At 71.9% G+C, this 23297-nt stretch carries 22 protein-coding genes; 8 read left to right on the top strand and 14 right to left on the bottom strand.

The window, feature by feature from the left end; all coding sequences use genetic code 11:
* Positions 1-31: 31 nt before the first annotated feature.
* Positions 32-1402 (top strand): transaminase, encoded by a 1371-nt coding sequence (locus VGN50_RS05380; RefSeq protein WP_327443657.1) that lies wholly within the window; start codon positions 32-34, stop codon positions 1400-1402.
* Between the two features lie 138 nt (positions 1403-1540).
* Positions 1541-2146 carry a hypothetical protein gene (locus tag VGN50_RS05385; RefSeq protein WP_327443658.1) on the top strand — a complete coding sequence of 202 codons (606 nt, stop codon included), beginning with the start codon at positions 1541-1543 and terminating at the stop codon, positions 2144-2146.
* 77 nt (positions 2147-2223) lie between these two features.
* Here VGN50_RS05385 and VGN50_RS05390 read toward each other — a convergent pair whose 3' ends face one another.
* Together VGN50_RS05390 and VGN50_RS05395 are read right to left on the bottom strand one after the other, a co-directional pair.
* The gene (locus tag VGN50_RS05390; protein ID WP_327443659.1) at positions 2224-2613 is read right to left on the bottom strand and encodes a hypothetical protein; all 390 of its coding nucleotides are present in this window, start codon (positions 2611-2613) and stop codon (positions 2224-2226) included.
* 110 nt (positions 2614-2723) lie between these two features.
* On the bottom strand, positions 2724-4694 hold the full coding sequence (locus tag VGN50_RS05395; protein ID WP_327443660.1) for a TIGR03960 family B12-binding radical SAM protein: 1971 nt from the start codon (positions 4692-4694) through the stop codon (positions 2724-2726).
* A 68-nt stretch (positions 4695-4762) separates the two neighbouring features.
* Between VGN50_RS05395 and VGN50_RS05400 the strand changes: the two genes are divergently transcribed.
* Positions 4763-5608 (top strand): SGNH/GDSL hydrolase family protein, encoded by an 846-nt coding sequence (locus VGN50_RS05400; RefSeq protein ID WP_327443661.1) that lies wholly within the window; start codon positions 4763-4765, stop codon positions 5606-5608.
* Between the two features lie 9 nt (positions 5609-5617).
* Here VGN50_RS05400 and VGN50_RS05405 read toward each other — a convergent pair whose 3' ends face one another.
* Positions 5618-6748, bottom strand: coding sequence for an alpha/beta hydrolase (locus VGN50_RS05405; RefSeq protein WP_327443662.1), 1131 nt, complete (start codon positions 6746-6748; stop codon positions 5618-5620).
* A 104-nt stretch (positions 6749-6852) separates the two neighbouring features.
* Between VGN50_RS05405 and VGN50_RS05410 the strand changes: the two genes are divergently transcribed.
* Positions 6853-7458: a protein-L-isoaspartate O-methyltransferase gene (locus VGN50_RS05410; RefSeq protein ID WP_327443663.1), complete on the top strand. Its 606-nt coding sequence runs from the start codon at positions 6853-6855 to the stop codon at positions 7456-7458.
* 24 nt (positions 7459-7482) lie between these two features.
* Here VGN50_RS05410 and rodA read toward each other — a convergent pair whose 3' ends face one another.
* The 8 genes from rodA to rimP all read right to left on the bottom strand — a co-directional run bounded on the left by rodA (position 7483) and on the right by rimP (position 16121).
* Entirely contained in the window at positions 7483-8676 is a 1194-nt protein-coding gene (gene rodA / locus VGN50_RS05415) for a rod shape-determining protein RodA (protein WP_327443664.1), read from the bottom strand.
* Positions 8640-9599 (bottom strand): bifunctional riboflavin kinase/FAD synthetase, encoded by a 960-nt coding sequence (locus VGN50_RS05420; RefSeq protein ID WP_327443665.1) that lies wholly within the window; start codon positions 9597-9599, stop codon positions 8640-8642. The genes rodA and VGN50_RS05420 overlap by 37 nt, the downstream gene beginning before the upstream one ends.
* A gap of 10 nt (positions 9600-9609) precedes the next feature.
* Positions 9610-10524, bottom strand: a complete 915-nt coding sequence (truB, locus tag VGN50_RS05425) for a tRNA pseudouridine(55) synthase TruB (RefSeq protein ID WP_327443666.1) — start codon at positions 10522-10524, stop codon at positions 9610-9612.
* On the bottom strand, positions 10511-11023 hold the full coding sequence (gene rbfA / locus VGN50_RS05430; RefSeq protein ID WP_327443667.1) for a 30S ribosome-binding factor RbfA: 513 nt from the start codon (positions 11021-11023) through the stop codon (positions 10511-10513). The genes truB and rbfA overlap by 14 nt, the downstream gene beginning before the upstream one ends.
* A gap of 73 nt (positions 11024-11096) precedes the next feature.
* A complete protein-coding gene (gene infB / locus VGN50_RS05435; RefSeq protein ID WP_327443668.1) occupies positions 11097-14000 on the bottom strand; it encodes a translation initiation factor IF-2 in 2904 nt (967 codons plus the stop codon).
* Between the two features lie 144 nt (positions 14001-14144).
* The gene (locus tag VGN50_RS05440) at positions 14145-14357 is read right to left on the bottom strand and encodes a YlxR family protein (protein WP_327443669.1); all 213 of its coding nucleotides are present in this window, start codon (positions 14355-14357) and stop codon (positions 14145-14147) included.
* Positions 14358-14500: 143 nt separating this feature from the next.
* On the bottom strand, positions 14501-15574 hold the full coding sequence (gene nusA / locus VGN50_RS05445) for a transcription termination factor NusA (protein ID WP_327443670.1): 1074 nt from the start codon (positions 15572-15574) through the stop codon (positions 14501-14503).
* A 1-nt stretch (position 15575) separates the two neighbouring features.
* Positions 15576-16121, bottom strand: coding sequence for a ribosome maturation factor RimP (gene rimP / locus VGN50_RS05450; RefSeq protein ID WP_327443671.1), 546 nt, complete (start codon positions 16119-16121; stop codon positions 15576-15578).
* A gap of 112 nt (positions 16122-16233) precedes the next feature.
* Here rimP and VGN50_RS05455 point away from each other — a divergent pair, with 112 nt between their 5' ends.
* Both VGN50_RS05455 and VGN50_RS05460 read left to right on the top strand, forming a co-directional pair.
* Positions 16234-17289, top strand: coding sequence for a DUF4439 domain-containing protein (locus VGN50_RS05455; RefSeq protein ID WP_327443672.1), 1056 nt, complete (start codon positions 16234-16236; stop codon positions 17287-17289).
* Entirely contained in the window at positions 17250-18152 is a 903-nt protein-coding gene (locus VGN50_RS05460; RefSeq protein ID WP_327443673.1) for an aminoglycoside phosphotransferase family protein, read from the top strand. The genes VGN50_RS05455 and VGN50_RS05460 overlap by 40 nt, the downstream gene beginning before the upstream one ends.
* 163 nt (positions 18153-18315) lie before the next feature.
* Here VGN50_RS05460 and VGN50_RS05465 read toward each other — a convergent pair whose 3' ends face one another.
* Entirely contained in the window at positions 18316-19203 is an 888-nt protein-coding gene (locus VGN50_RS05465) for a hypothetical protein (protein ID WP_327443674.1), read from the bottom strand.
* A gap of 103 nt (positions 19204-19306) precedes the next feature.
* A complete protein-coding gene (locus VGN50_RS05470) occupies positions 19307-20293 on the bottom strand; it encodes an LCP family protein (RefSeq protein WP_327443675.1) in 987 nt (328 codons plus the stop codon).
* Positions 20294-20435: 142 nt separating this feature from the next.
* Here VGN50_RS05470 and VGN50_RS05475 point away from each other — a divergent pair, with 142 nt between their 5' ends.
* Together VGN50_RS05475 and VGN50_RS05480 are read left to right on the top strand one after the other, a co-directional pair.
* Positions 20436-20708: a hypothetical protein gene (locus tag VGN50_RS05475; RefSeq protein ID WP_327443676.1), complete on the top strand. Its 273-nt coding sequence runs from the start codon at positions 20436-20438 to the stop codon at positions 20706-20708.
* Between the two features lie 78 nt (positions 20709-20786).
* Positions 20787-22781, top strand: coding sequence for a thioredoxin domain-containing protein (locus VGN50_RS05480; protein ID WP_327443677.1), 1995 nt, complete (start codon positions 20787-20789; stop codon positions 22779-22781).
* 6 nt (positions 22782-22787) lie between these two features.
* On the opposite strand, the gene VGN50_RS05485 is transcribed toward VGN50_RS05480, so the two are convergent.
* Positions 22788-23297, bottom strand: a 510-nt coding sequence (locus tag VGN50_RS05485) for an FAD:protein FMN transferase (RefSeq protein ID WP_327443678.1), incomplete at its 5' end; no start/stop codon positions are given.

Raw genomic sequence — 23297 nt, forward strand, 5'->3', positions numbered from 1 at the left:
GCGGCGCCTGGGCGCCCCTACGGTGGGCTCCATGGCTGAACTCGACCGCGACCGGCTGAAGGCGCTCCTGGACCGCGAGCAGGCGGCATACACCGAGAACCACCCCCGGAGCCGGGAGCTCTTCGCCTCCGCAACGAACCTCTTCGGCGGGGTCCCCATGACGTGGATGAACATGTGGTCAGGCGGGTTCCCGCTCTATCTCGACCACGCGCGGGGCAACCGGGTGACCGATGTGGACGGGCACACCTACGTCGACTTCGCCCTCGGCGACACCGGTGCGATGGCGGGGCACTCCCCCGCGGCCACCCTCGCGGCGGTGCAGCAGCGCGCCGGCGAGCTGGGCGGTATCACCACGATGCTCCCCACGGGGGACGCGCAGTGGGTGGGTGCGGAGCTCGAACGCCGCTTCGGTATGCCGCTGTGGAGCTTCACGCTGTCCGCCACCGACGCGAACCGGTGGGCCATCCGCCTCGCCCGGCTCGCGACGGGCCGTCCCAAGGTGCTGGTCTTCGCGTACTGCTACCACGGTTCGGTCGACGAGGCGTTCGCCCTGCCCGGGCCCGACGGCAAGGCCCAGAGCCGCCCAGGCAACGTCGCTCCTCCGGTCGACCTGGACCTGACCACCCGGGTCGCGACCTGGAACGACCTCGCGTCCGTCGAGGCTGCGCTCGCGCACGGCGACGTCGCGGCGGTGCTGACCGAGCCCGCGCTGACGAACATCGGCATCGTGCTGCCGGAGCCCGGCTTCCTCGAGGGCGTGCGCCGGCTCGCGACCGAGCACGGCGCCCTGCTGATGGTCGACGAGACCCACACGTTCTCCGCCGGCTGGGGCGGTGCCACCCGGGAGTGGGGGCTGGAGCCGGACATCCTCGTCGTCGGCAAGTCGATCGGCGGTGGCATCCCGAGCGGCGCCTACGGCATCAGCCGTGAGGTCGCCGCCGCTGTCACCCGACACACGTCCGCCGGTGACGCCGACATCGTCGACGTCGGCGGTGTCGGTGGCACCCTGGCCGGGAACGCGCTGTCGACCGCGGCCATGCGCGCGACCCTCGGCGAGGTGTTGACCGCCGAGGCGTTCGAGCACATGACCGAGCTCTCGGCGGCCTTCACGGCAGGGGTGCAGCAGACCCTCGACGAGCTCGACGTGCCCTGGTCGGTCAGCCGGTTGGGCGCGCGGGCCGAGTACCGGTTCGCGCGGCCGGCGCCGCGCACCGGCGAGGAGTCGGCGGCGGCTGCCGACGACGAGCTCGACGCCTACCTGCACCTGGCCCTGTGCAACCGCGGCATCCTCATGACACCGTTCCACAACATGGCCCTGATGTGCCCGGAGACCACGCGCGCCGACGTGGACCGGCATACGGACGTCTTCCGCGAGGTGGTGGGCGCGCTCTGGGGGGCCTGACGCGCCGGTGACGCGCGCGACACCCGCGATGATGCGCGGGACTGGCGCCGTGACGGATGACATCGCTGGCACCCCGGCGTACCTTCGAAAGCTGACCACTTCAGGGTGAAGCGGCCTTCGAGAAGCGGAGGGTTGACGGTGTTCATCCAGATCATCCAGGGCAAGGTGCGGGACGCCGACGAGATGCGTCGGCTGGTCGACGAGTGGCGCGAGCAGATGGGCCCGACGGCGGACGGTTGGCTCGGCGGGACCTATGGCATGACGGACGACAACCAGTTCGTCGGCGTGGTCAGGTTCGAGAGCCGCGAGGCCGCCGCACGGAACTCGGGCAAGCCCGAGCAAGGCGAGTGGTGGCAGCGGATGGAGGCGTGCTTCGACGGAGCCGCGACGTTCCACGACTGCGACGAGGTCGCGATGTTCCTCGACGGTGGTTCCGACGACGCGGGCTTCGTGCAGGTGATCCAGGGACGGGTGAGCGACCCCGAGCGGTTCCGGCACTTCATGGAGCAGCCGATGGACATGCTGCACGAACAGCGGCCCGAGATCATCGGCGGGACGATCGCCATGGAGCCCGACGGGTGGTTCACCGAGACGGTCGCCTTCCGCAGCGAGGACGAGGCCCGCGCGGGCGAGCGCAAGGAGATGCCCGCAGAGGCGCGGCGCGACTGGGAGCAGGAGATGGCGACCATGCAGGACGTGAAGTACCTGGACCTGCACCACCCGTGGTTCGCGAGCGCCAGCTGAGCTGACCTGTCGCGCCGCCCCCTCGTGCCGGACGGGAGTCTTTGATGGGTCTGAGTCGTCAGCACCACCCAGACCCGTCAACGACTCACGGCCGGGACGGTGCAGCCGGGGCGCCGACACTGGTGCGGTCGCCCCAGCCAACCTCGGCCGCGCAGTATCGACCCCAGCTCGGCGGCCGTGTCGCACGGCGTCAGCGCCACATCCGGCCAGAACACCCGCGTGGTCAGTCGCTCGCGGGTGAGCAGCTGACGGTCGCGTTGTCCGTCACGCACGCGGTCGCGCCGCTGCTCGTGCCCGAGCCTGCCCTCCAGCTCGACGACCAGGCCGTACTCGGTGTAGCCGAAGTCGTGGTACCTGCGGCGCGCGGCGGTCGCGGTGGTGAGCCAGTCGTCACGGCCGGGGACGGTGAGGAACACACCCTCGTGCAGGCGAACCCATCTGCCTGAGCCGACCCGCCATCGCAGCATGGCCACCGACCTGCCCGGATCGCCTCCCGCGTCATCGCGCTCATCCACAGCCCCCGGTCTTTGAGGGGTCTGGGCGGTCCTGACAGCCCAGACCCCTCAAAGACTCAGGTTCAGGGGGTCAGGACGGTCAGCGGCAGGAGCTTCTTGCCGGTCGGCCCGACCTCGATCTGGGTCCCCAGCTGCGGGCACACGCCACAGTCGAAGCACGGCGTCCACCGACAGTCGTCGACCTCGGTCTCGTCGAGCGCGTCCTGCCAGTCGGCCCAGAGCCACTCCTTGTCGAGCCCCGAGTCGATGTGGTCCCAGGGCAGCACCTCGGACTCGCCGCGCTCGCGCGTGGTGTACCAGGCGACGTCCACCGGCAGCTCGGCGAACGCCCGGTCTGCCGCCACCATCCACCGGTCGAACGAGAAGTGCTCGCTCCACCCGTCGAACCGCCCACCGTCACGCCACACCTGCTCGATGACCCGGCCCACGCGGCGGTCGCCCCGGGACAGCAGTCCCTCGACGATGCCGGGCTGCCCATCGTGGTAGCGGAACCCGATGGACGAGCCGTAGCGCCGGTCGGACCGGATCGCCTCGCGCAGCTTCGCCAGCCGCGCGTCGGTCTCCTCGACCCCGAGCTGGGCGCACCACTGGAAGGGCGTGTGCGGCTTGGGGACGAACCCACCGATCGACACCGTGCACCGGATGTCTCGACGACCCGACACCTGCCGGCCGGTCTCGATGACCCGCTTGGCGAGCTCGGCGATCTGCAGGACGTCCTCGTCGGTCTCGGTGGGCAGACCGCACATGAAGTAGAGCTTCACCTGCCTCCACCCCGCGCCGTAGGCCGCCGCGACGGTGTTGATGAGGTCATCCTCGGACACCATCTTGTTGATGACCTTGCGGATCCGCTCGCTGCCACCCTCGGGCGCGAAGGTGAGACCCGAGCGCCGGCCGTTGCGGGTCAGCTCGTTGGCCAGGTCGATGTTGAACGCGTCAACGCGGGTCGACGGCAGCGACAGGCCCGTCTGCGTCCCCTCGTAGCGGTCGGCCAGCCCCTTGGTGATGTCGGCGATCTCGGAGTGGTCGGCGGACGACAGCGAGAGCAGGCCGACCTCCTCGAATCCCGTGGCGGCGAGCCCGCGCTCGACCATCTCACCGATGCCGGTGATCGACCGCTCGCGCACGGGCCGGGTGATCATCCCGGCCTGGCAGAACCGGCAGCCGCGGGTGCACCCGCGGAAGATCTCGACGGACATCCGCTCGTGGACCGACTCGGCGAGCGGCACCAGCGGCTGCTTGGGGTAGGGCCACGCGTCGAGGTCCATGACCGTGTGCTTGGCGACGCGCCACGGCACACCATGGGCGTCGGCCTTGGGCGCCACGCGCTGGATCCGGCCGTCGGGCAGGTACGACACGTCGTAGAGCGACGGCACGTAGACCCCGCCCGTGCGGGCCAGTCGCAGCAGCAGCTCGCGCCGGCCACCCGGCATCCCCTCGGCCTTCCAGGCGCGGACGAGGTCGGTGACGGCGAGTACCGCCTCCTCACCGTCACCCACGATGGCGGCGTCGACGAAGTCGGCGATCGGCTCGGGGTTGAACGCCGCGTGCCCGCCGGCGACCACGAGCGGGTCCTCGTCGGTGCGCTCGGCCGCATGCAGCGGTATGCCGGCCAGGTCGAGCGCGGTGAGCAGGTTGGTGTAGCCCAGCTCGGTCGAGAACGACACCCCGAACACGTCGAAGTCACGCACGCTGCGGTGCGCGTCGACGGTGAACTGCGGCACCCCTGAGTCCCGCATCAGTGCCTCGAGGTCGGGCCACACGGCATAGGTGCGCTCGGCGAGGGCGTCAGCCCGCTCGTTGAGGACCTCGTAGAGGATCATCACGCCCTGGTTGGGGACGCCGACCTCGTAGGCGTCGGGATACATCAGGGCCCACCGTGTCGTGAGCTCCTCACCTCCCGGGCCGAACCCGCCGCAGTTCCAGTCCTTGACGGTCGAGTTGAGCTCTCCGCCGACGTACTGGATGGGCTTGCTGACCTGCTCGAGCAGCGGCTCGAGGGCAGGGAAGACGGTGGTGCCGGGGGTGTGGTCCATGATGGCTCCAAGGGTAACCGCGCCCGGCGGGGGCTGACGTGCCCAGGATCCCCCGCTACCCTGCCCGGGTGCCACTCCCCTGGAGACGACTCACGACGCCGTGCGTCCTCGCCGCCCTCCTGCTGGCGACGAGTGGCTGCGCCAGCAGCGTCGTCGCGGCAGACCCGAGGACCTCCGGACCCAGCGCCCCCTCAGCGGCTCCCGGCGGGGCTCCCACGACCTCAGCGCGCGACACCTCGCCTGTCGTCGTGGTCGGGATGGGCGACTCGGTGACGGCCGGCACGGCCTGCTCCTGCTCGACCTTCGTGGACCGGTATGCCGCGATGCTGCACCAGCACTCGGGGCGGTCGACCTCAGCGGTCAACCTCGGCACGGAGGGCCTGACCAGCGTGGGGCTGTCGACCCAGCTGTCCAGCCCCGGCGTCCGCAGCCAGCTCGCGCACGCGACCCTGGTGGTGCTGACCATCGGGGCGAACGACCTCGAGCCGCTGATCGGGCGCTGGCAGAGCCAGGGATGCCCGGCCAGCACATGCATCGACCCCGCCACCGCCGCCATGGGGTCGCAGCTGGGGACCGACCTGCGCCAGGTCCGTACCGAGGTGTCACCGAGCGCGCGGGTCCTGGTCACGACGTACTGGAACGTGTTCGAGGACGGCGACGTGGGCGAGCAGAACTACGGCAAGGCCTTCCACCCCTGGAGCGACGCGGTGACCAAGTCCGCCAACGCGCAGATCTGCTCGGCGGCCCAGGCCTCCGGAGACACCTGTGTGGACCTCTACACGCCCTTCGAGGGAGACGGCGAGCGCAACCCCACGGACCTGCTGGCCGACGACGGCGACCACCCCAACGCCCAGGGCCATGAGCTCATCGCCGAGGCGCTGCTCGAGGCCGAGCCGCTCGACCCGACCAGCTAGACGCTCACGCTAGGCGTGCAGGTGGGCTGACAGCCAGTCGAAGCCCGTGGGCACCACGCGGGCCCAGTTGGCGTAGTTGTGGCCCCCGCCCGGCACCACGATCGACGACGCGGTCATGGGTGGCCGGACCAACGAGAGGAAGCGGCGCAGGTCGCTCAGACCGCCCAAGCCACCCTCCTGCTGACCGATCGAGCCGAGCACCGAGACCGGTGGCGGCGGCTGATGGGCCAGCAGCCACTCCGGGCTGTTGAGGTTGCGCAGCACCTGCGAGCCGCCCCACAGGTTGCCCGTCGTGGGGTCCTCGAGGGTGTGGTAGTAGCCGGACATCGACACTGCCGCTCGGAAGACGTCGGAGTGGAGCATCGCGGCCTTGACGGCGCAGTAGCCCCCGGTCGACTCCCCCATCGCCCCCCAGTCCAGGGGGCGCACCCGCAGCAGCCCGTCGATGGCGGAGGGGACGTCCTCGGTGAGGTAGGTCAGCGTCTGGGGTCCTGCCGGCACGTCGGTGCACTCGGTGTCGCGCGGCGGGGCCACGGTCGGTCGCAGCATCACGACGACCATGGGGCGGGCCCGGTGGTGGGCGAGCTCTGCCAGGTAGAGCTCGGGCACGTGCAGTCGGCTCACGAGGCTGCTCGTGACGCCCGGGTAGCCCGTGAGCACCTCGACCGCCGGGAACTGATGGTGCGCATAGGCCGGCTGGAAGTACTCCGGCGGCAGGTAGACGAGCGCGTCACTCGTGAGCCCGCTGCGGGCCCCGTGGACCCGCAGGGACTCCACCTTGCCCTTGACCGCAACCGCGGAGGGCGGCGACCAGGTGGTGGTCTTGGCCAGGCTGACCGCGGGGACGACGACGGTGCGGCCGTAGTGAGCGCGTGGCCACTGCGGCGCCGCGGTGACCGGGGCCGTCGAGCCCGTCCCGAGCAGGTCGCTCCAGGACCCGTAGAAGTAGCCGTAGTTGTTCACGGCCACCGCCACGACGAGCACCGCGGCGACCTGGCAGGTCAGCAGCAGACCCAGGCGCTGGGCGTAGCGCACCGCCCCCACCCCAGGCACGCGGGTCCACAGCAGCAGGGTCGCCAGCGTGGCGGCCACCAGGAGCGCGACCATGACGACCTGCAGCGGCCAACCCAACAACGGCACGCGGCAACCTCCCCGTCAGTGAGCCCACACTCTCTCACGGCGACGTGACAGCAAGCACAACGCTTCCTGAGAGACCATCTGACCAGCACGCGCATACTGGGCAGATGGCCACGGCCAGCCGCGTGGAGCAGGCCATGAGGGCAGTGCCCCGCCGCAGCTTCCTCCCCGCAGACCAGCAGCGCCACAGCGAGCGCGACGCGCCCCTGCCGATCGGCTACGGCCAGACCAACAGCCAGCCCACCACCGTTCGGCAGATGCTGGAGCTCCTGGACGTGCAGCCGGGCGACCTCGTGCTGGACGTCGGATGCGGGTCAGGCTGGACGACTGCCCTGCTGGCCTGGCTCACGGGACCCACCGGCCGGGTCTGGGGGGTGGAGCGCCTGCCTGCCCTGGTCGCGTTCGCGACCGCGAACGTGGAGACCGCCGGTATGCCGTGGGCGCAGGTCAGCCAGGCGCTGCCCCACGTCCTGGGGTTGCCGGCGCACGCGCCATACGAGCGCATCCTGGTGTCGGCGCAGGCGCGGTGGCTGCCGGACCGGCTGGTCGACCAGCTCGCGCCCGGAGGTGTCCTCGTCGTCCCTGTGGCGGGGCGCATGCTGCGCGTGTCGACCAGCAGGGATGGCTCGCACGGTCCCTCGGTCGAGGAGCACGGCTGGTACCGGTTCGTGCCTCTGGTCGACGACTCGCCGTCGAGTCCGGTGGTCGACTAGGGAGGGCAGCCGCCAGGGTCAGCGCTACCTGGACCGCCGCAGCGACGACAGGTGGGCGTTGTTGACCAGGCCGATGGCCAGCCAGCACGCGAACATCGACGAGCCGCCGTAGGACAGGAACGGCAGCGGCAGTCCGGTGACCGGCATCAGCCCCAGGTTCATCCCGACGTTCTCGAACACCTGGAACAGGAACCACACGGCCACCCCGGCTCCGACGAGGAGCCCGAAGGCGTCCTGTGCGCGTGCGGCCACGAGCAGCGAGCGCAGGATGACGAACCCGAGCAGCAGCACCAGGCCCGCGGCTCCGAGGAACCCCAGCTCCTCCCCCGCGACCGAGAACACGAAGTCGGTCTGCTGGAACGGGATGAAGCCACCCTGCGTCTGGTGCCCGTGGAACAGGCCCTGGCCGCTCCAGCCACCCGAGCCGATGGCGATGCGGACCTGGCGGGTCTGGTAGCCGAAGCCCTGCGGGTCGGCCTGTGGGTTCGCGAACGCGGTGAGTCGGTCCCGTTGGTAGGCACCCAGGACCGGGGTCGTCAGGGCGACGACGATCCCCCCGACCACCAGCGCGACCGTCGCCGCGAGCCAGCGCTTGGGCGCGCCGCTGACCGCGACGACGCCGAAGGCGAGCGCCCCGAGCACCAGCGCCGAACCCAGGTCCGGCTGCAGCATGACCAGCCCGATCGGCACGGCGCCGACGCCTGCGGCGAACAGCAGGTCGCGACCGTCGGGAGTGGCACCGCGGTCCAGGCGCTCGCTGAGGATGATGGCCAGCCCCAGACACAAGGCGACCTTGGCCAGCTCGGACGGCTGCACCGAGAACCCGCCGGGCAGCTGGATCCACGAGTGGGAGCCGTTGATGGTCGACCCGACCGGAGTCAGCACGAGCACCAGGCCCCCGACCGAGGCGAGGTAGAGCACGGGCGCCAGGGCGCGCAGCAGCTGGTATCCCATCCGGGTCAGCACCGCGGCGAGGCCCAGCCCGATCGCGGTGTTGAGCAGGTGACGGACCAGGTATGCCGTGCCGTCCTGGCGGCGCGTCGCGGACCAGACGAGCAGCGCGCCCACGACCGAGAGGCCGAGGGCTGCCACGACCAGGCCCCAGTCGCTCTCGGTCCAGCGCACCGCGTCACCGCCGGCCCGCTCCCACCAGGTCCGGCGTGACGGCGGCCCGAACCGGCTCAGGAGGGGACGATCGACGCCAGAACCTGCCGGCACGTCTCGATGTCTCCAGCCATCGCCTCGAGCAGCTGCTCGATCGAGTCGAACCGCAGCGTCGGGCGGATGTGCTCGACGAACTCCAAGGTGACCTCTTCGCCGTAGAGGTCGAGATCCGTCCGGTCCAGGACGTAGGCCTCGACGGTGCGGACGGTGCCGTCGAAGGTGGGGTTGCTGCCCACCGAGATGGCGGCGGGCATCGTGCGCTCGGGGTCCTGCGGGGGACGTGTCGTGCGGGTGAGCCACCCGGCATACACCCCGTCTGCGGGCACGAGGCCCAGCGCGTCGTCGGCGAGGTTCGCGGTCGGGTAGCCGAGCTCGCGGCCACGGTGGGCGCCGTGGACGACCGTGCCGGTCATCTTGTGCGGACGGCCGAGGATGGCCGCGGCCGCCGCGACCTCGCCGGCGTCGAGGTGGCGGCGCACCGCGGAGGAGGACCAGCGCTCGGTGTCACCGAGGTCGTCCAGCACGACGACGTCGAACCCGTGGGCGGCGCCGAGCTCACGCAGGGTGCCGACGTCCCCGGTGTAGCCGCGACCGAAGCCCCGCGCGTCCTGGCCCACGACGATGGCCTGAACGTCGAGGGTCTCGACGAAGGTGCGGACCACGAACTCCTCGGCCGTCTGGTCGGCGAACTCGCGCGTGAAGTCGAGGACCAGCAGCCCGTCGATGCCGACGGTCTCCAAGAGGTCGTCACGCAGCCGGCCGGGAGCGATGAGCTCGAGGGTGTCGGGGTGGAAGATCGAGGCCGGGTGCGGGTCGAACGTCACGACGACGCTGGCCACCCCGCGCCGGGTGCCCTCCTCGACGAGCCTGGCCAGCACACCGCGGTGGCCGAGATGGACGCCGTCGAAGTTGCCGAACGTCGCCACGCAGGGACGTAGCCCTGCGGGTGTCTGGGAGGGGTCCGTCCACCGATGCACGGAGGACACTCTACGAACCAGCCGGGGCGAACACGACGTACGCCCTGGCTTTGTGACCCGACTCATCGAGCAGCGCCATCAGGCGCCCGTCCGGGGCGAAGGCGGCCACGGGTCCCTCGCGCCCCGGCTCGAGGGAGTCGACCCTCTGGCCGAAGCCCACGGCCGTGGTCTCGGCCTCGGTCAGCTCGCGCACCGCGAACTGCGCGCGGGCCGCGTCGGCGAGCAGGGTGACCGGCATGTCCTCGGGCCGGCCCACCTCCGCGAGGGCCGCCAGGTCATGGGCGCTGTCGACGGTGAACGCGCCGACGCGGGTGCGGCGCAGCGCGGTGAGGTGCCCACCCACGCCGAGGGCTGCCCCGAGGTCGCGGGCCAGTGCCCGGACGTAGGTGCCCGAGCTCACCGTCACCTCGACGTCGAGGTCGAGCACCGGCGTGCCGTCGGAATCGGCCTCGCGGCGGCCCAGGATCTCGAACCGGCTCACGGTGACGGGCCGAGCCGCAAGGACGACGTCCTCACCTGATCGGACCCGGTGGTAGGAGCGCTCGCCGTTGACCTTGATCGCGGAGACGGAGCTGGGCACCTGGGCGATGTCACCGGTCAGGGCGGCCACGGCCTGCGCAAGGGCCTCGGGGGTGACTCCGGTCGCGGGAGCCGAGGCGGTCACCTCGCCCTCGGCATCGTCGGTGAGCGTGCTCTGCCCCAGGCGGATCGTCGCGGCATACGCCTTGTCGCAGCCGACGAGGAACGTCAGCAGCCGGGTGGCCCGGCCGATGCCGAGCACCAGCACGCCTGTGGCCATCGGGTCGAGTGTGCCGGCGTGGCCCACCTTGCGGGTGCCACACAGGCGCCTGGCACGACCGACGACGTCGTGGCTGGTCCAGCCACCCGGCTTGTCGACGACCAGGAGGCCGTCAGGCGCGGGCATCCGGGGCGCCGGCCTCGAGCTCTGCGTGGTCGGCGTCCTCGGCGTCCTGGCCCACCTCGGAGTCCTGCGCCACCTCGGCGTCGTCGGGTTTCTTGTAGGGGTCGGGCTCGCCGGCGTAGCGCGCGCCCGCTGCCGCGGCGGCCACCGCGGCGTCGCGCTCCTTGGCCTCGCGCAGCAGGTCCTCGAGGTGGGCGGCTGTCTCGGGGATGGCATCGGCGAAGAAGTCGAGGCTGGGCGTGAGCCGGATCTTGATCTGCTGGCCCACGAACGAGCGCAGCCTGCCCTTGTTCTTCTCCAGCAGCGCGGCGGTGGTCGCGCGCTGCTGCTCGTCGCCGAACACGGTGTAGAAGACCGAGGCGTGCTGGAGGTCGCCTGTCACCCGCACGTCGGTGATGGTGATGAAGCCCAGGTCGGGGTCCTTGACGATCGACTCGACGTTCGCGGCGATGAGGGTCTTGATGCGGTCGGCGATCTTGCGAGCGCGTCCGGTGTCAGCCATGGATGTCCCTCCGTGGTCGTACGAAAAGCGGCGTATGCCGCCGGCCTGAGCCGGCGGCATACGCCATGGTCGCTCAGGCGCGGGGCTTCTCTCGCATCTCGTACGTCGCGATGAGGTCGCCGATCTGCAGGTCGTTGAACGAGCCGAGGTTGATACCGCACTCGAAGCCCTCGCGGACCTCGGTGACGTCATCCTTGAACCGGCGCAGGCCGGCGATCTCGACGTTCTCGGACACCACGACACCGGCACGGGTGATCCGCGCCCTGGTGCCTCGCTTGATCTCGCCGCTGCGGACGATGGACCCGGCGATGTTGCCGAACTTGCTCGACCGGAAGATCTCGCGGATCTCGGCGGTGCCGAGCTCGACCTCCTCGAACTCCGGCTTGAGCATGCCCTTGAGCGCTGCCTCGATCTCCTCGATGGCCTGGTAGATCACCGAGTAGTAGCGGATCTCGACGCCCTCGCGCTCGGCGTAGTCGGCGTTCTGGCCCTCGGCTCGCACGTTGAAGCCGATGATGATCGCGTTCGACGCCATCGCGAGGTTGATGTTGTTCATCGTGATCGCACCGACGCCACGGTCGATGATCCGCAGGTCGACCTCGTCGCCCACGTCGATCTGCAGCAGGGCGTCCTCGAGCGCTTCGACGGAACCCGACACGTCGCCCTTGAGGATGAGGTTGAGCGTCTCGACCTTGCCGGCCGCGAGGGCCTCGTTGAGGTCCTCGAGGGAGATGCGCTTGCGGGCCTTCGCCAAGGAGGCCTGACGGTCGGCCGCCTCGCGCCGCTCGGCGATCTGGCGGGCGGTGCGGTCGTCCGGTGCCACCACGAAGGTGTCACCGGCCCTCGGCACCGACGACAGACCCAGGACCTGGACGGGACGCGAGGGCCCCGCCTCGGTGAGGTTGTTGCCGTGCTCGTCGAGCATCGCGCGGACGCGGCCGTAGGCCGAGCCCGTCACGATCGCATCGCCGACGTGCAGCGTGCCGGCCTGGACCAGGACGGTCGCCGTGGCGCCACGGCCACGGTCGAGGTTGGCCTCGATCGCGACACCACGGGCGTCGCGGTCGGCGTTGGCCCGCAGGTCGAGTGCCGCGTCCGCGGTGAGCAGGACGGCCTCGAGCAGCGCGTCGATGTTCTGGCCGGCCTTGGCGGACACGTCGACGAACATGGTGTCGCCGCCGTACTCCTCGGCCACGAGGTTGTACTCGGTCAGCTGCTGGCGCACCTTGGCCGGGTTGGCACCCTCGACGTCGATCTTGTTGACCGCCACCACGATCGGCACGTCCGCAGCCTGGGCGTGGTTGAGCGCCTCGATGGTCTGCGGCATGACGCCGTCGTCGGCAGCGACCACGAGGATCGCGATATCGGTGACCTTGGCACCACGAGCACGCATGGCCGTGAAGGCCTCGTGACCCGGGGTGTCGATGAAGGTGATCGGACGGTCGACGCCCTCGTGCACCTTGTGCACCTGGTAGGCGCCGATGTGCTGGGTGATGCCACCGGACTCGCCGCCGGCGACGTCCTCGTTGCGGATGGCGTCCAGCAGGCGGGTCTTGCCGTGGTCGACGTGACCCATGACGGTGACGACCGGCGGACGCGGCTGGAGGTCCTCGTCGTCCTCGCCTTCGATGCCGGTCTCCAGGTCGATGTTGAAGGAGTCGAACAGCTCCTTCTCCTCCTCCTCCGGGGAGACGACCTCGATGTTGTAGCCGAGCTCGGCGCCGAGCAGCTTGAAGGTGTCCTCGTCCAGCGACTGGGTGGCCGTGGCCATCTCGCCGAGGTGGAAGAGCACCGTCACCAGTGCACCAGGGTTGGCGTTGATCTTGTCGGCGAAGTCGCTCAGCGAGGAGCCACGACGCACCCGGATGAGGGTGGTGCCGTTGCCGCGGGGCACGCTGACGCCGCCGAGCGACGGCGCCTGCATCTGCTCGAACTCCTGGCGCTTCGCACGCTTGGACTTGCGTCCGCGGACCGGACGACCGCCACCGCGGCCGAACGCGCCGGCCGTGGAGCCACGACCCGCACCACCGCGGAAGCCACCGCCGCCCGGGCGACCGGCGAAGCCGCCGCCCGCGCCCGGACCACCGGGACCACCCGGACCACGGCCGGCGCCGGGCCCACCGGGGCCACGGCCGCCACCACGGGCGGGACGCTCACCGGGACGGCCGACCGCACTGCGGTCGGGCATCATGCCGGGGCTCGGACGCGGACCGCCGGGACGGGGACCACCGGGACCGGCCGTGCCGCCGGGGCGCGGCCCGGCAGCACCGGGACGGCTCTGGGGGCGCGGCATGCCCTGCGACGCGGCGAACGGGTTGTTGCCGGGACGCGCGCCACCCTCGCGGGACCCACCCTCGCGGGGGGCGCCGTCACGGCCGGTGCGCATGCCCTGGGAGGGCGCGAAGGGGTTGTTGCCCGGGCGCGGGGCGCCGGGACGAGGTGCGCCCGAGCCAGCGGAGCCACCCGGGGTACCGGGGCGCGGGGCGCCGGGACGGGGCGCTGCGGGGCTCGGTGCCGACGGGGCCGCTGCGGCGGGTGCGCTGGCTGCCGGGGCAGCCGGCGCAGCGGGGGCGCTCGCTGCGGGGGCGGCGGGTGCGCTCGGGGCAGGGGCGCTGGGGCCGGGTGCCGGGGCTGCAGGCGCGCTGGGGCCGGGTGCCGGGGCTGCAGGCGCGCTGGCAGCCGGAGCCGCCGGAGCACTCGAGGCCGGGGCCGCCGATGCGGGGGCAGCGGGCGCGGGGGCACTGGGCGCCGCCGGGGCTGCGGGAGCCGGCGCGGACGGGACCGCCTTGGCGGTACCGCGCGACGGCGACTTCCTGAGGTTCTCTGGGAATGTCTCGGTCGCCTTGCGGACGACCGGTGCTTCGATCGTCGAGCTGGCGGTTTTGACGTACTCGCCGATGCTGTTGAGGTGGGCGATCAGCGTCTTGCTGTCGGTGCCCAGCTCTTTGGCGAGCGCGCTTACACGGACCTTAGCCACGTTTCTCCTGTTCCTGGTCCGTGCAGATGTCGAGGAGACAGGCGCGGACCGTCGTTACTGCTGGGGGGAGCTCATTGCTGAGTTCTCATCGGGTGCTCATCAGCGTCAAACCCGCTTTCGGTTCCCATGGATGGTTCGGACGGTTCACTGCTCGCGGCCGCTGGCCTGTGCCTCGACGTAGGCCGTGACCGCGGCGGGATCCGGGGCGGCGCTGGTGTGCAGCGCTCGCCCGAACGCCCGGCGACGGAGGGCCTGGTCAAGACAGTCACCTGTGGGGTGCAGCCAAGCGCCGCGCCCCGGCAGGCGGTGCCGCGGGTCGGGCACCAGCCGGGTTGCCCCAGCCTCGTCCGTCTCCACGACCACTCGCAGGAGTGCCGACCAGCTATCCGTCCCGCGGCATCCCACACACGTCCGGGTCGGTTGCCCGTGCGTGCTGCGAGGGGTGGTGCCAGGTGCCTCGGGCCGGAGTCCAGTCCGGTCGGTCCCCACCAGTCTATCCCCTATTGCCGTGCGGCCGTGTCACCCGTGCTCGGCCTGGTGCTCCGGGCCGTGCTGGGAGCGGTGCTCGGCGGCGTCGCGGCGGTGTCAGGCCGGATGTCGATCCGCCACCCGGTCAGCTTGGCGGCGAGCCGGGCGTTCTGGCCCTCCTTGCCGATGGCCAGCGACAGCTGGTAGTCGGGGACGACCACACGCGCCGCCCGAAGCTGCGGGTCCACGATCTCGACCGACTCGACGCGCGACGGCGACAGGGCTGCCGCCACGAACCGCTTGGGGTCCTCGGAGTAGTCGACGATGTCGATCTTCTCGCCATGCAGCTCGGCCATGACGGCGCGGACCCGGGCGCCCATCGGCCCGATGCACGCGCCCTTGGCGTTGAGGCCCGGCACCGTGGAGTGCACGGCGATCTTGGTGCGGTGACCTGCTTCGCGGGCGAGGGCGGCGATCTCGACGGAGCCGTCGGCGATCTCGGGCACCTCGAGGGCGAAGAGCTTACGGACGAGGTTGGGATGGGTCCGAGACAGCCCGATCTGGGGGCCCTTGGGACCGCGCCGGACCGAGACGACGAAGCAGCGCAGCCGCTCCCCGTGGACGTAGCGCTCGCCGGGCACCTGCTCGGCCAGCGGCAGGATGCCCTCGACGGTGCCGAAGTCGACGGTCACGTGTCGCGGGTCGGGGCTCTGCTGGATCACGCCCGCCACCACGTCACCCTCGCGGCCCTTGAAGTCGCCCATGATCGCGTCGTCCTCGAGATCGCGCAGCCGCTGGACGATGACCTGTCGGGCGGTGGCGGCCGCGATCCGGCCGAACCCGGTGGGAGTGTCGTCGAACTCGGGCCCGTACTCGCGAGGTGGGTGCTCCTCGCCCTCCTCGGGCTCCGGCTGCTCGATCTCCTCCCGTGCCCAGACCACGACGTGGCCCGTCTTGCGGTCGAGCTGGACCCGGGCGTTGCGGTATGCGCCCTCGGTGCGGTGATAGGCGAGCAGGAGTGCCTGCTCGATCGCCGGGATGAGGATGTCGAGAGAGACGTCGCGCTCGCGCTCCAGGGCCCTCAGTGCGGCAAGGTCGATGTCCATGTCAGTTCTCCTCAGGAGTTTCGTCGTCGTCGCTCGACCCGGAAGGCCTCGAGAACTCCACCTGCACGACGGCGGTGGCGATGGCGGCATACGGGAGGTCCACGGTGGAGGCGGGCGCCTTCGCGGCCGCGGGCACCTCGAGGGTGACCCCCTCGTCGCCTGCTCGCGTGATGCGGCCAGTGACCGGCGCACCCTCGTGCGGCGTGAGGGTGACGAGCCTGCCGACGTTGCGGCGGTAATGGCGCGGAAGGGACAGCGGCCGGTCGACGCCCGGGGAGGTCACCTCGAGGGTGTAGGGCTGCTCCCCCAGTGCGCCGGCGTCGTCCAGGGCCTCGCTGACGACCCTCGTCGCGTCGGCCACCTCGTCGAGGGACAGCGGCGCGGTCGGGGTGGTGCTGTCGCCGCCCTCGTCGCCGACCACTCGGTCGATCCAGACCCGGACGAGGCGCCGCTTGCCGGCGGGGGTCACGGCGAGGTCCTCCACCAGCAGGCCGAGGGCGCCCAAAGGGGCCTCGACGGCGGGACGAATCTGGTCCTTGACGCTCACTGACTCGTCCTCTCTGAAGTTGGGGGCCGTGCAGGCCCACTCTATCCACGACGCGCCGAGCGACGCATATGCGGCTCCACGGGGGCCCAGGGGCGCGTGCCATGATCGCCGCATGCCCAGCCACGACCGCCGTATGCCGCCGGTCGTGGCCCAGCCGGACCGGCGGGCGCTGCTCACGGCAGGGCTGGGGACGCTGTCGGTGCTGGCCCTCGCGTCCTGCGGGATACGGCTCGAGGACGACGCACCGCGGATCCCGCTGCTGCCCGCGCGCACGCCCATCGACGGCGAGACGTTCCTGCTGGGTCTGGTGCGCAGCAGTGCCGAGCTCGCCGGCGACGCCGCTGGCCTAGGCGGCGCGGGCACGTCGCTCGTCGCGCGGCTGGCTGGGCTGCATGCCCGCCAGGTGACCGTGCTGGGCGCCGAGCTGCGGCGGCTCGGCGTGCCGCAGTCCCTGGTGGACCAGGCGGCGACGGGTCACCCTGCGGCTGCGGCCTCCCCCGGCACCGCCACGCACCGTCCCACCACCGCTGGGACCACCGTCTCGCAAGCCCCGACCTCGGGCCCCACCACGCGGCCGGTCCTGAGCCCGGCCGACCTCGCCGCCGTAGAGCTGGCCGACCTAGGCACCACGAGCCAACCGGCCGCCCCGTCACTGACCCAGGCGGCCGGCCCGGCGCGCCCACTGGCCGGTGCGCTGCTCGCCCAACGCGTGGCCGCCGCGGCTCTGCTCGGCGCGCCGCCCCAGACCGATCAGCCCACCTGGCAGTCGCCCGGCCTGGCCTCCTCGTTCCTCGACAGCACCCGGGCTGCGGTCTACGGCATGCAGGTTGTGGCGGCCCAGTCCCCCAACGGGGCGCAGGGGGCACTGGCGCACGCCACCTTGGCCACGCTCCAGGCACGCGAGCAGATCCAGGAGGTCCTGGCCGGACCGTCGGCCGGGCCCACACCGCTGGGCTACCCGCTCCCCTTCGCGGTGACCACCCCTGTGGCTGCGGCGCGCCTCGCGGTTCAGGTCCTCACCGAGCTCCGGGCTGCCAACGCCCGCGACATGGCCTCTGCGGCAGGCGATCCCAAGCCCCTCGCCTCCGCCGTGGGCTGGCTCGGCGAGACCGAGGTGCTCGCCTCGCGGTGGGGGGTCCCACTCTCGGCCTTCCCGGGGCTGCGGTGACGCGGGTCGACCCCGCTGGCCCCAACCGGACGGTACGGCCGCCCCGGTTCCTGGCCGAGGTCCTCGACGCCTGGGGTCTGGAGGCCTCGGCCGACGCCGTCACGCGCCCGACCGCCGTCGTCGTTCCCGTCGTCCGCGACGACCAGCCGCTCGTGCTCAAGCTGACCTGGCCCGCCGAGGCGAGCCGGGACGAGGCGCTGGCGCTGCGCCACTGGCACGGCCGCGGCGCGGTCCGGCTCGTGGCAGCAGACCCCGCACGAGGAGCCGTGCTGCTGGAGGCCCTCGACGCTTCGCGCGACCTGCACTTCGCCGATACCGACATGGCCTGCGAGGTGGTCGGTGGCCTCCTGGCCGAGCTCCACGTCCCCGCGCCGCCAGGTCTGCGGACCCTCTCGTCGTTCGCCCGCGGGCAGGTCGCCCAGCTGGCGGCCACGCAGGGCGTCCTGCCGCGGCGCATGGTCGAGCGCACCGAGGGGCTCGTCAGGGCGCTGGCCAGCGACCCGGCCTGCGACAGCACGCTGCTCCACACCCGACTGCACGTCGACAACGTGCTGGCGAGCCTGCCAGGCAGCGGACGTCCCGACTGGCTTGCCATCGGCCCGCGCGCCATGGCAGGCCACCCCGCCTTCGAGATCCAGCCACTGCTGCGCCACCGGGTGCACGAGCTCGGCACCGGATCGGCCTTGCGCTACCTCGCCCGCCGGCGGGTGTCGATCTGCGCCGAGGCGGCTGGCATCGACGAGGACGAGGCACTCGCCTGGAGCTACGTGCGCACGGCCTTCCACGCCGGTCGCGCGGGCCAGGGCGGCGACGCGGCCGTCGTCTCCTTCTGTGTCGCCCTCCTGAAGGCGCTCGACGGCTGACCGGGCTCGGCGCTCACCCCCAGCGGAAGTCCACCTCGGGCGACCGGCGCCGGCATACCGCTCGCTCGGAGGAGGGGCTGACCACGGCATCACTCGTCCTGAGCATGCGAGACGGGGCCGCCCAGGTGGGCGGCCCCGTCTCCTGTCTCGACCGGGTGGAGCGTCAGGCGCGCAGCCGGCGACGCGTCACCAGCATGACCCCACCGATGGCGAGCAGGCCCAGTGCCATCGCGGTCATGGGCAGCGCGTCGCTGCCGGTGTACGCGAGGGTCGGCACGGCGCTGGCCGGCGGGGTCGCCGACTCGGCCGGCCCGGCCGGAGCCGACGGAGTGGCCGGGGGAACGGCGGACCCGGGCAGAGCGGCCAGGATGGTCAGGTCCGCGAAGCCGAAGCCGGTGGGGTTGTTGGGCGTGCCACACAGCACCACCGCTCCGCCGGGGCCGGCCGCCACGAGCGGACCGGCCGCCACCGTGGTCGTCACGCTGAGCGTGCCGTCCACAGCGGGGGTCACGGTCTTGTCGAAGAACGGCTGGGAGTTGGTACCGCTGCCGGCCAGGACCTCCGCGGTGGGGGTGCCCGCCGGGCAGGTCGCCGTGATCGTGATCTGGCCGCCGATGTGCACGCTGGAGGGCGAGATCGTCACGGGCACGTTGGGGCCGCCGGAGCCATCGTCGATGCCCACGTCGGCCGAGGCGCTGCCCACGGGAGCTGCGGTCGGGTACTGGTAGCAGTCGACCGTGACCGTGGCCGGGCCGAGGGTTCCCTGGGAGACGTCGAGGGTCACGCTGTAGCCGTGCGAGGGCGAGAGGTTGGCGGCGGTCTGGTCCAGGACGGTGCTGTTCTGGACCACCGTCACCACCGCCGTGCGCGACCCCGTGACGCAGGTGCCCGAGGCGGTCAGCGGGTCGCCGGTGGCCACGACGTCGCTGGGGCTCAGGGTGATGGTCGTGCCCGTCGCCGCCGAGGCGGCGGTCGCGCAGCCGACGATGGCACCACCGGCGAGCGCGGTGGCGGCCAGGACGGCGCGCAGACGAGTTGGGCTGTTCAGCATGTGGGGCTCCCCTGACGATGAAGTGAAACGATGCGCAACATACAGGAACCATTCAGGTTCCGGGCCGATTCGTGAAAATGAGGGGCGATTTGGGCAAATCGGCTCAGGATGAGCGGCGAGCCGGCGTACAGGTGGCACTACGGAAGGGCGCCAGGGCGGCCTGTGTGCGACGGTCCATGAAGGCGACCGGCACCTCGGTCGGCGCGAACCGGGCCGGAACCGTCGCGACGTGTCCGGCCCCCGCGGCCTCATGCAACGCCCACAGCAGACCAGCGAGGACCGCGAGCGAGCTGCCCTCGTCGCGGCGGAGCCGTGGTGCTGCGGACAAGGCCATCCGCTGCGCCGTGACCGGGTCTGCGGCCGCAGCCGCCAGCTGACCCAGCACCTGGGTCGCGTGGGAGCTGCGTGTCGGGTCGGCCGACGGGTCCGGCACCCAGGCTCCGGCCCGGCGGACCTCGGGGTGCCGCGAGCGCACCCACGCCAGCGCCTGCGCCCCGTCCAGGTGGTGCGTCCCGGCAGCGAGCAGGCTCAGGCCCGACCCCAGGTCACGGAGCGGCCCCGAGGTCGTCACGCTCACGCCTCCTGCGGCGTCCACGGCGTCGATGAGCCCCGGGAAGTCGGCGATGACCACGTGGTCGACCCCCACTCCCAGGTCCCGGCACAGAGTGTCGACCATGGCCTGGGGGCCCTGCTGGAGTGACATGCCCAGGCGGTGGGGGTCATGCTGCAGCGAGCCGACGAAGAGGTCCCGCGGCACCGACACCAGCGCAGGGGCCCCCGGGCCGCCCGTTCTGAGCAGGTAGATCAGGTCGGCCCGCTCCCCCTCAGCCTGGACCGGGTCGGCATACCTCTGCCGGTCGGCGCCCTCGAGGCGCTGACGCGAGTCGGACGCGAGCAGCAGGAACACCGGCGAGCCGCCCGAGGTCGGCACCCGCACGGCGATCGTCGGTATGCGGTGGACCATCACCAGCGCGTCGGCCAACAGCCCGCCCACCACGGCGAGGACCACCACGGTCAGCACGGCGACCACGCGCCGGGCGCGCGAGCGCGGGGCGGTGATGCGAGCGACGGCTCGCCTGGGACCGGACATGGCGGCCAGTATCGCCTGTCTCCGCCCCGACCTGTGCCGCACGCGCCCGGTGGAACCGGCGCGGGCGTGCCAGCGTCCTACCTGTACGCCGACCTCGGACAAGGACCATCCCGACTCTCCGAGATCACCGTAGTCTCGCTTCATGGTGCGTCAGCCGCGCCCACCACCTCTGGAGGAGGTCGGAACAGTGTTCGGAGTTCCTTTCATCGGCCTACTGCTCATCGGAGTGTTCGCCCTGGGCGTGCTGGCCATCATCGTGGGCCTGACAGTCGGCGTGACGAGCCGGTTGCGGGACCACCGCACCCGAGATGAGCGCAGGGCAGACGAGTACGGAGACATGCCGCCTGGCTCGTTCAAGATCACTCCCGGGATGGGCTCCAACTCCGGAGGAACGGGGACCATCGGCATGGGCTGAGCCCCGGCCACGCAGTCGCATGCCTACAGACCCCCTGGCCCGCGCGTCGGGCGGCGACCTGTGAGGCAGAGTGAGCGCATGCCGAACCGTCTCGCTGACTCGACCTCTCCCTACCTGTTGCAGCACAAGGACAACCCGGTCGACTGGCAGGAGTGGGGTGAGGAGGCGTTCGCGGAGGCGCGGCGTCGGGACGTGCCCGTCCTGCTCTCCGTCGGGTATGCCGCGTGCCACTGGTGCCATGTGATGGCCCACGAGTCCTTCGAGGACGAGGAGGTGGCCGCCGCGGTGAATGGTGGCTTCGTGGCGGTCAAGGTGGACCGCGAGGAGCGACCGGATGTCGACACCGTCTACATGACCGCCACGACGGCCCTGACCGGTCACGGTGGCTGGCCGATGACGTGCTTCCTCACTCCGGACGCAGAGCCGTTCTTCTGCGGGACCTACTTCCCCAAGCCGCAGTTCCTTCAGGTGCTGGCGCAGGTCCGCGAGGTCTGGACCAACCAGCGGGAGCGCGTGCTGGACAGCGGTGCCCACATCGCCGACCGGCTCCGTCAGGTGAGCGTCGGCGCGGCACCGCAGCCGATCGACGAGGCCGCCCTCGGGCAGGCGGTGGAGACCTTGGCCGCCCAGTTCGACGTCGCCCGCGGAGGGTTCGGCGGCGCTCCGAAGTTCCCGCCCTCCATGGTGCTCGAGCTCCTGCTCCGGCATCACGCGCGAACCGGCTCCACGGATGCCCTGGCCATGGCGCGCCGAACGTGCGAGGCGATGGCCCGAGGTGGCATCTACGACCAGCTGGCCGGCGGCTTCGCGAGGTACTCGGTCGATGCGGGCTGGGTCGTGCCTCATTTCGAGAAGATGCTCTACGACAACGCGCAGCTGCTTCGCGTCTACGCCCATCTCTACAGAGCCACTGGCGACGAGCTGGCCCGCCGGGTGGCTGCCGAGACGGCCGACTTCCTGGTGCGCGACCTCCGGACCGCCGAGGGCGGCTTCGCGTCTGCCCTGGATGCCGACACCGACGGCGTCGAAGGCCTGACGTATGCCTGGACGCCTGCGCAGCTCGTGGACGTGCTCGGTGACGATGACGGCCGAGCAACGGCCGCACTGCTGCACGTGACCGAACGAGGCACGTTCGAGCACGGCAGCTCAACCCTGCAGCTGCTCGCCGACCCGGCCGACCCTCAGTGGTGGCAGGACGCGCGAAACCTGTTGCTGGAGAACCGAAACGGCCGCCCGCAGCCGACTCGCGACGACAAGGTCGTGACGTCGTGGAACGGGTTGGCTATCGCGGGTCTTGCCGATGCCGGTGTCATCCTTGAGGACTCCTCGCTGGTCCAGGCGGCCCGCCGGTGCGCGGAGCTCCTAGTGGGTCACCACCTCGTCGACGGGCGTCTGCGGCGCTCGTCCCGCGACGGACAGGTCGGAGCCGCGAACGCCGTGGCGGACGACTACGGCAACCTGGCGGAGGGGCTGCTGGCCCTGCACCAGGCCACCGGGGACGCCCGTTGGCTGGGGGTCGCTCGGGACCTGCTGGCCACCGCGGTCGAGCAGTTCGGCGATGCGGACGGCGGCTTCCACGACACCGCGGCGGATGCGGACCCGCTCCTGCTGCGACCTCGCAGCCAGGCAGACAACGCCGAGCCCTCCGGGCAGTCGTCCATCGCGGGGGCGCTGCTGACCTGCTCTGCCCTGACCGGCGACACCGGCCAGCGTGAGCGAGCCGACGCGGCGCTGGCCGCGTCCGGCCTGCTCGCCTCTCGGGACCCGCGCTTCGGCGGGTGGGCGCTGGCCGTGGCCGAGGCAGCGGTCGCCGGACCGCTCCAGGTGGCCGTCGTCGGGCGCGGCCCGGACGACGACGAGGCGGCCGAGCTGCTGGCTGTCGCCCGGCGCTCGACCTCCCCGGGACTGGTCATCGCTCACGGGTCGCCCGACGAGCCCGGCCACCCCCTGCTGGCGCAGCGTCCCCTGGTCGGTGGCCGCGCGGCGGCATACGTGTGCCGGGGGTTCGTCTGCGACGCACCCGTAACGGATGCCGAGGCCCTCGCAGCCGCCCTGGGCGTGCCGCTGCGGTAACCGCTCCTAAAGGACCAGGCAGCGGTATGCCGGGTCGTGGGCCTCCATCGCGGCGCGCCCGGCGTCGGGGTCGACGAACAGCGCCGTGGCCCATACGTCGGCCCACAGCAGGGTCGGGCCCCAGACGGTGGCGGACCCCTCCCGCACCACCGGCTGGGCGTCGCGCGGGTCGAGGATGTGGGCACCGCGGGCGGCGTTGCCCGAGGTCGCCAGGCCGCCGTCGGTCAGCGGCACGGTCGCCGCCACTGTGCCCGGTTCACGGGGGTTCTCGATGCCGACCCGCCAGGTGGACGACTCGACCCACCTGCCGTGGCCGGCCACAAGGTCACCACCGGCATTGATACAGAAGGAGACTCGCGGCGCCTCGGTCAGGAGCTGGCTCGACTTCTCGACGGCCCATCCCTTGACCAGCCCGGTCGGGTCGTAGTCACCTGTGGTGGAGGACCAGGCCGAGAACAGGCCTCCGGTGCGCTCCTGAGCCTCCCGGCACAGACTCTCGACCTCGTCGAGCCAGGG

It is taken from the genome of Pedococcus sp. (assembly GCF_036000045.1).
GTDB lineage: Bacteria > Actinomycetota > Actinomycetes > Actinomycetales > Dermatophilaceae > Pedococcus.

What these genes read in the sequence shown, in the direction of transcription:
- VGN50_RS05380 (WP_327443657.1), top strand. Translation starts at nt 32, where the DNA reads ATGGCTGAACTCGACCGCGACCGGCTGAAGGCGCTCCTGGACCGCGAG.
- VGN50_RS05390 (WP_327443659.1), bottom strand. Translation starts at nt 2,613, where the DNA reads ATGCTGCGATGGCGGGTCGGCTCAGGCAGATGGGTTCGCCTGCACGAG.
- VGN50_RS05395 (WP_327443660.1), bottom strand. Translation starts at nt 4,694, where the DNA reads ATGGACCACACCCCCGGCACCACCGTCTTCCCTGCCCTCGAGCCGCTG.
- VGN50_RS05410 (WP_327443663.1), top strand. Translation starts at nt 6,853, where the DNA reads ATGGCCACGGCCAGCCGCGTGGAGCAGGCCATGAGGGCAGTGCCCCGC.
- truB (WP_327443666.1), bottom strand. Translation starts at nt 10,524, where the DNA reads ATGCCCGCGCCTGACGGCCTCCTGGTCGTCGACAAGCCGGGTGGCTGG.
- rbfA (WP_327443667.1), bottom strand. Translation starts at nt 11,023, where the DNA reads ATGGCTGACACCGGACGCGCTCGCAAGATCGCCGACCGCATCAAGACC.
- nusA (WP_327443670.1), bottom strand. Translation starts at nt 15,574, where the DNA reads ATGGACATCGACCTTGCCGCACTGAGGGCCCTGGAGCGCGAGCGCGAC.
- VGN50_RS05455 (WP_327443672.1), top strand. Translation starts at nt 16,234, where the DNA reads ATGCCCAGCCACGACCGCCGTATGCCGCCGGTCGTGGCCCAGCCGGAC.
- VGN50_RS05465 (WP_327443674.1), bottom strand. Translation starts at nt 19,203, where the DNA reads ATGCTGAACAGCCCAACTCGTCTGCGCGCCGTCCTGGCCGCCACCGCG.
- VGN50_RS05470 (WP_327443675.1), bottom strand. Translation starts at nt 20,293, where the DNA reads ATGTCCGGTCCCAGGCGAGCCGTCGCTCGCATCACCGCCCCGCGCTCG.
- VGN50_RS05475 (WP_327443676.1), top strand. Translation starts at nt 20,436, where the DNA reads ATGGTGCGTCAGCCGCGCCCACCACCTCTGGAGGAGGTCGGAACAGTG.
- VGN50_RS05480 (WP_327443677.1), top strand. Translation starts at nt 20,787, where the DNA reads ATGCCGAACCGTCTCGCTGACTCGACCTCTCCCTACCTGTTGCAGCAC.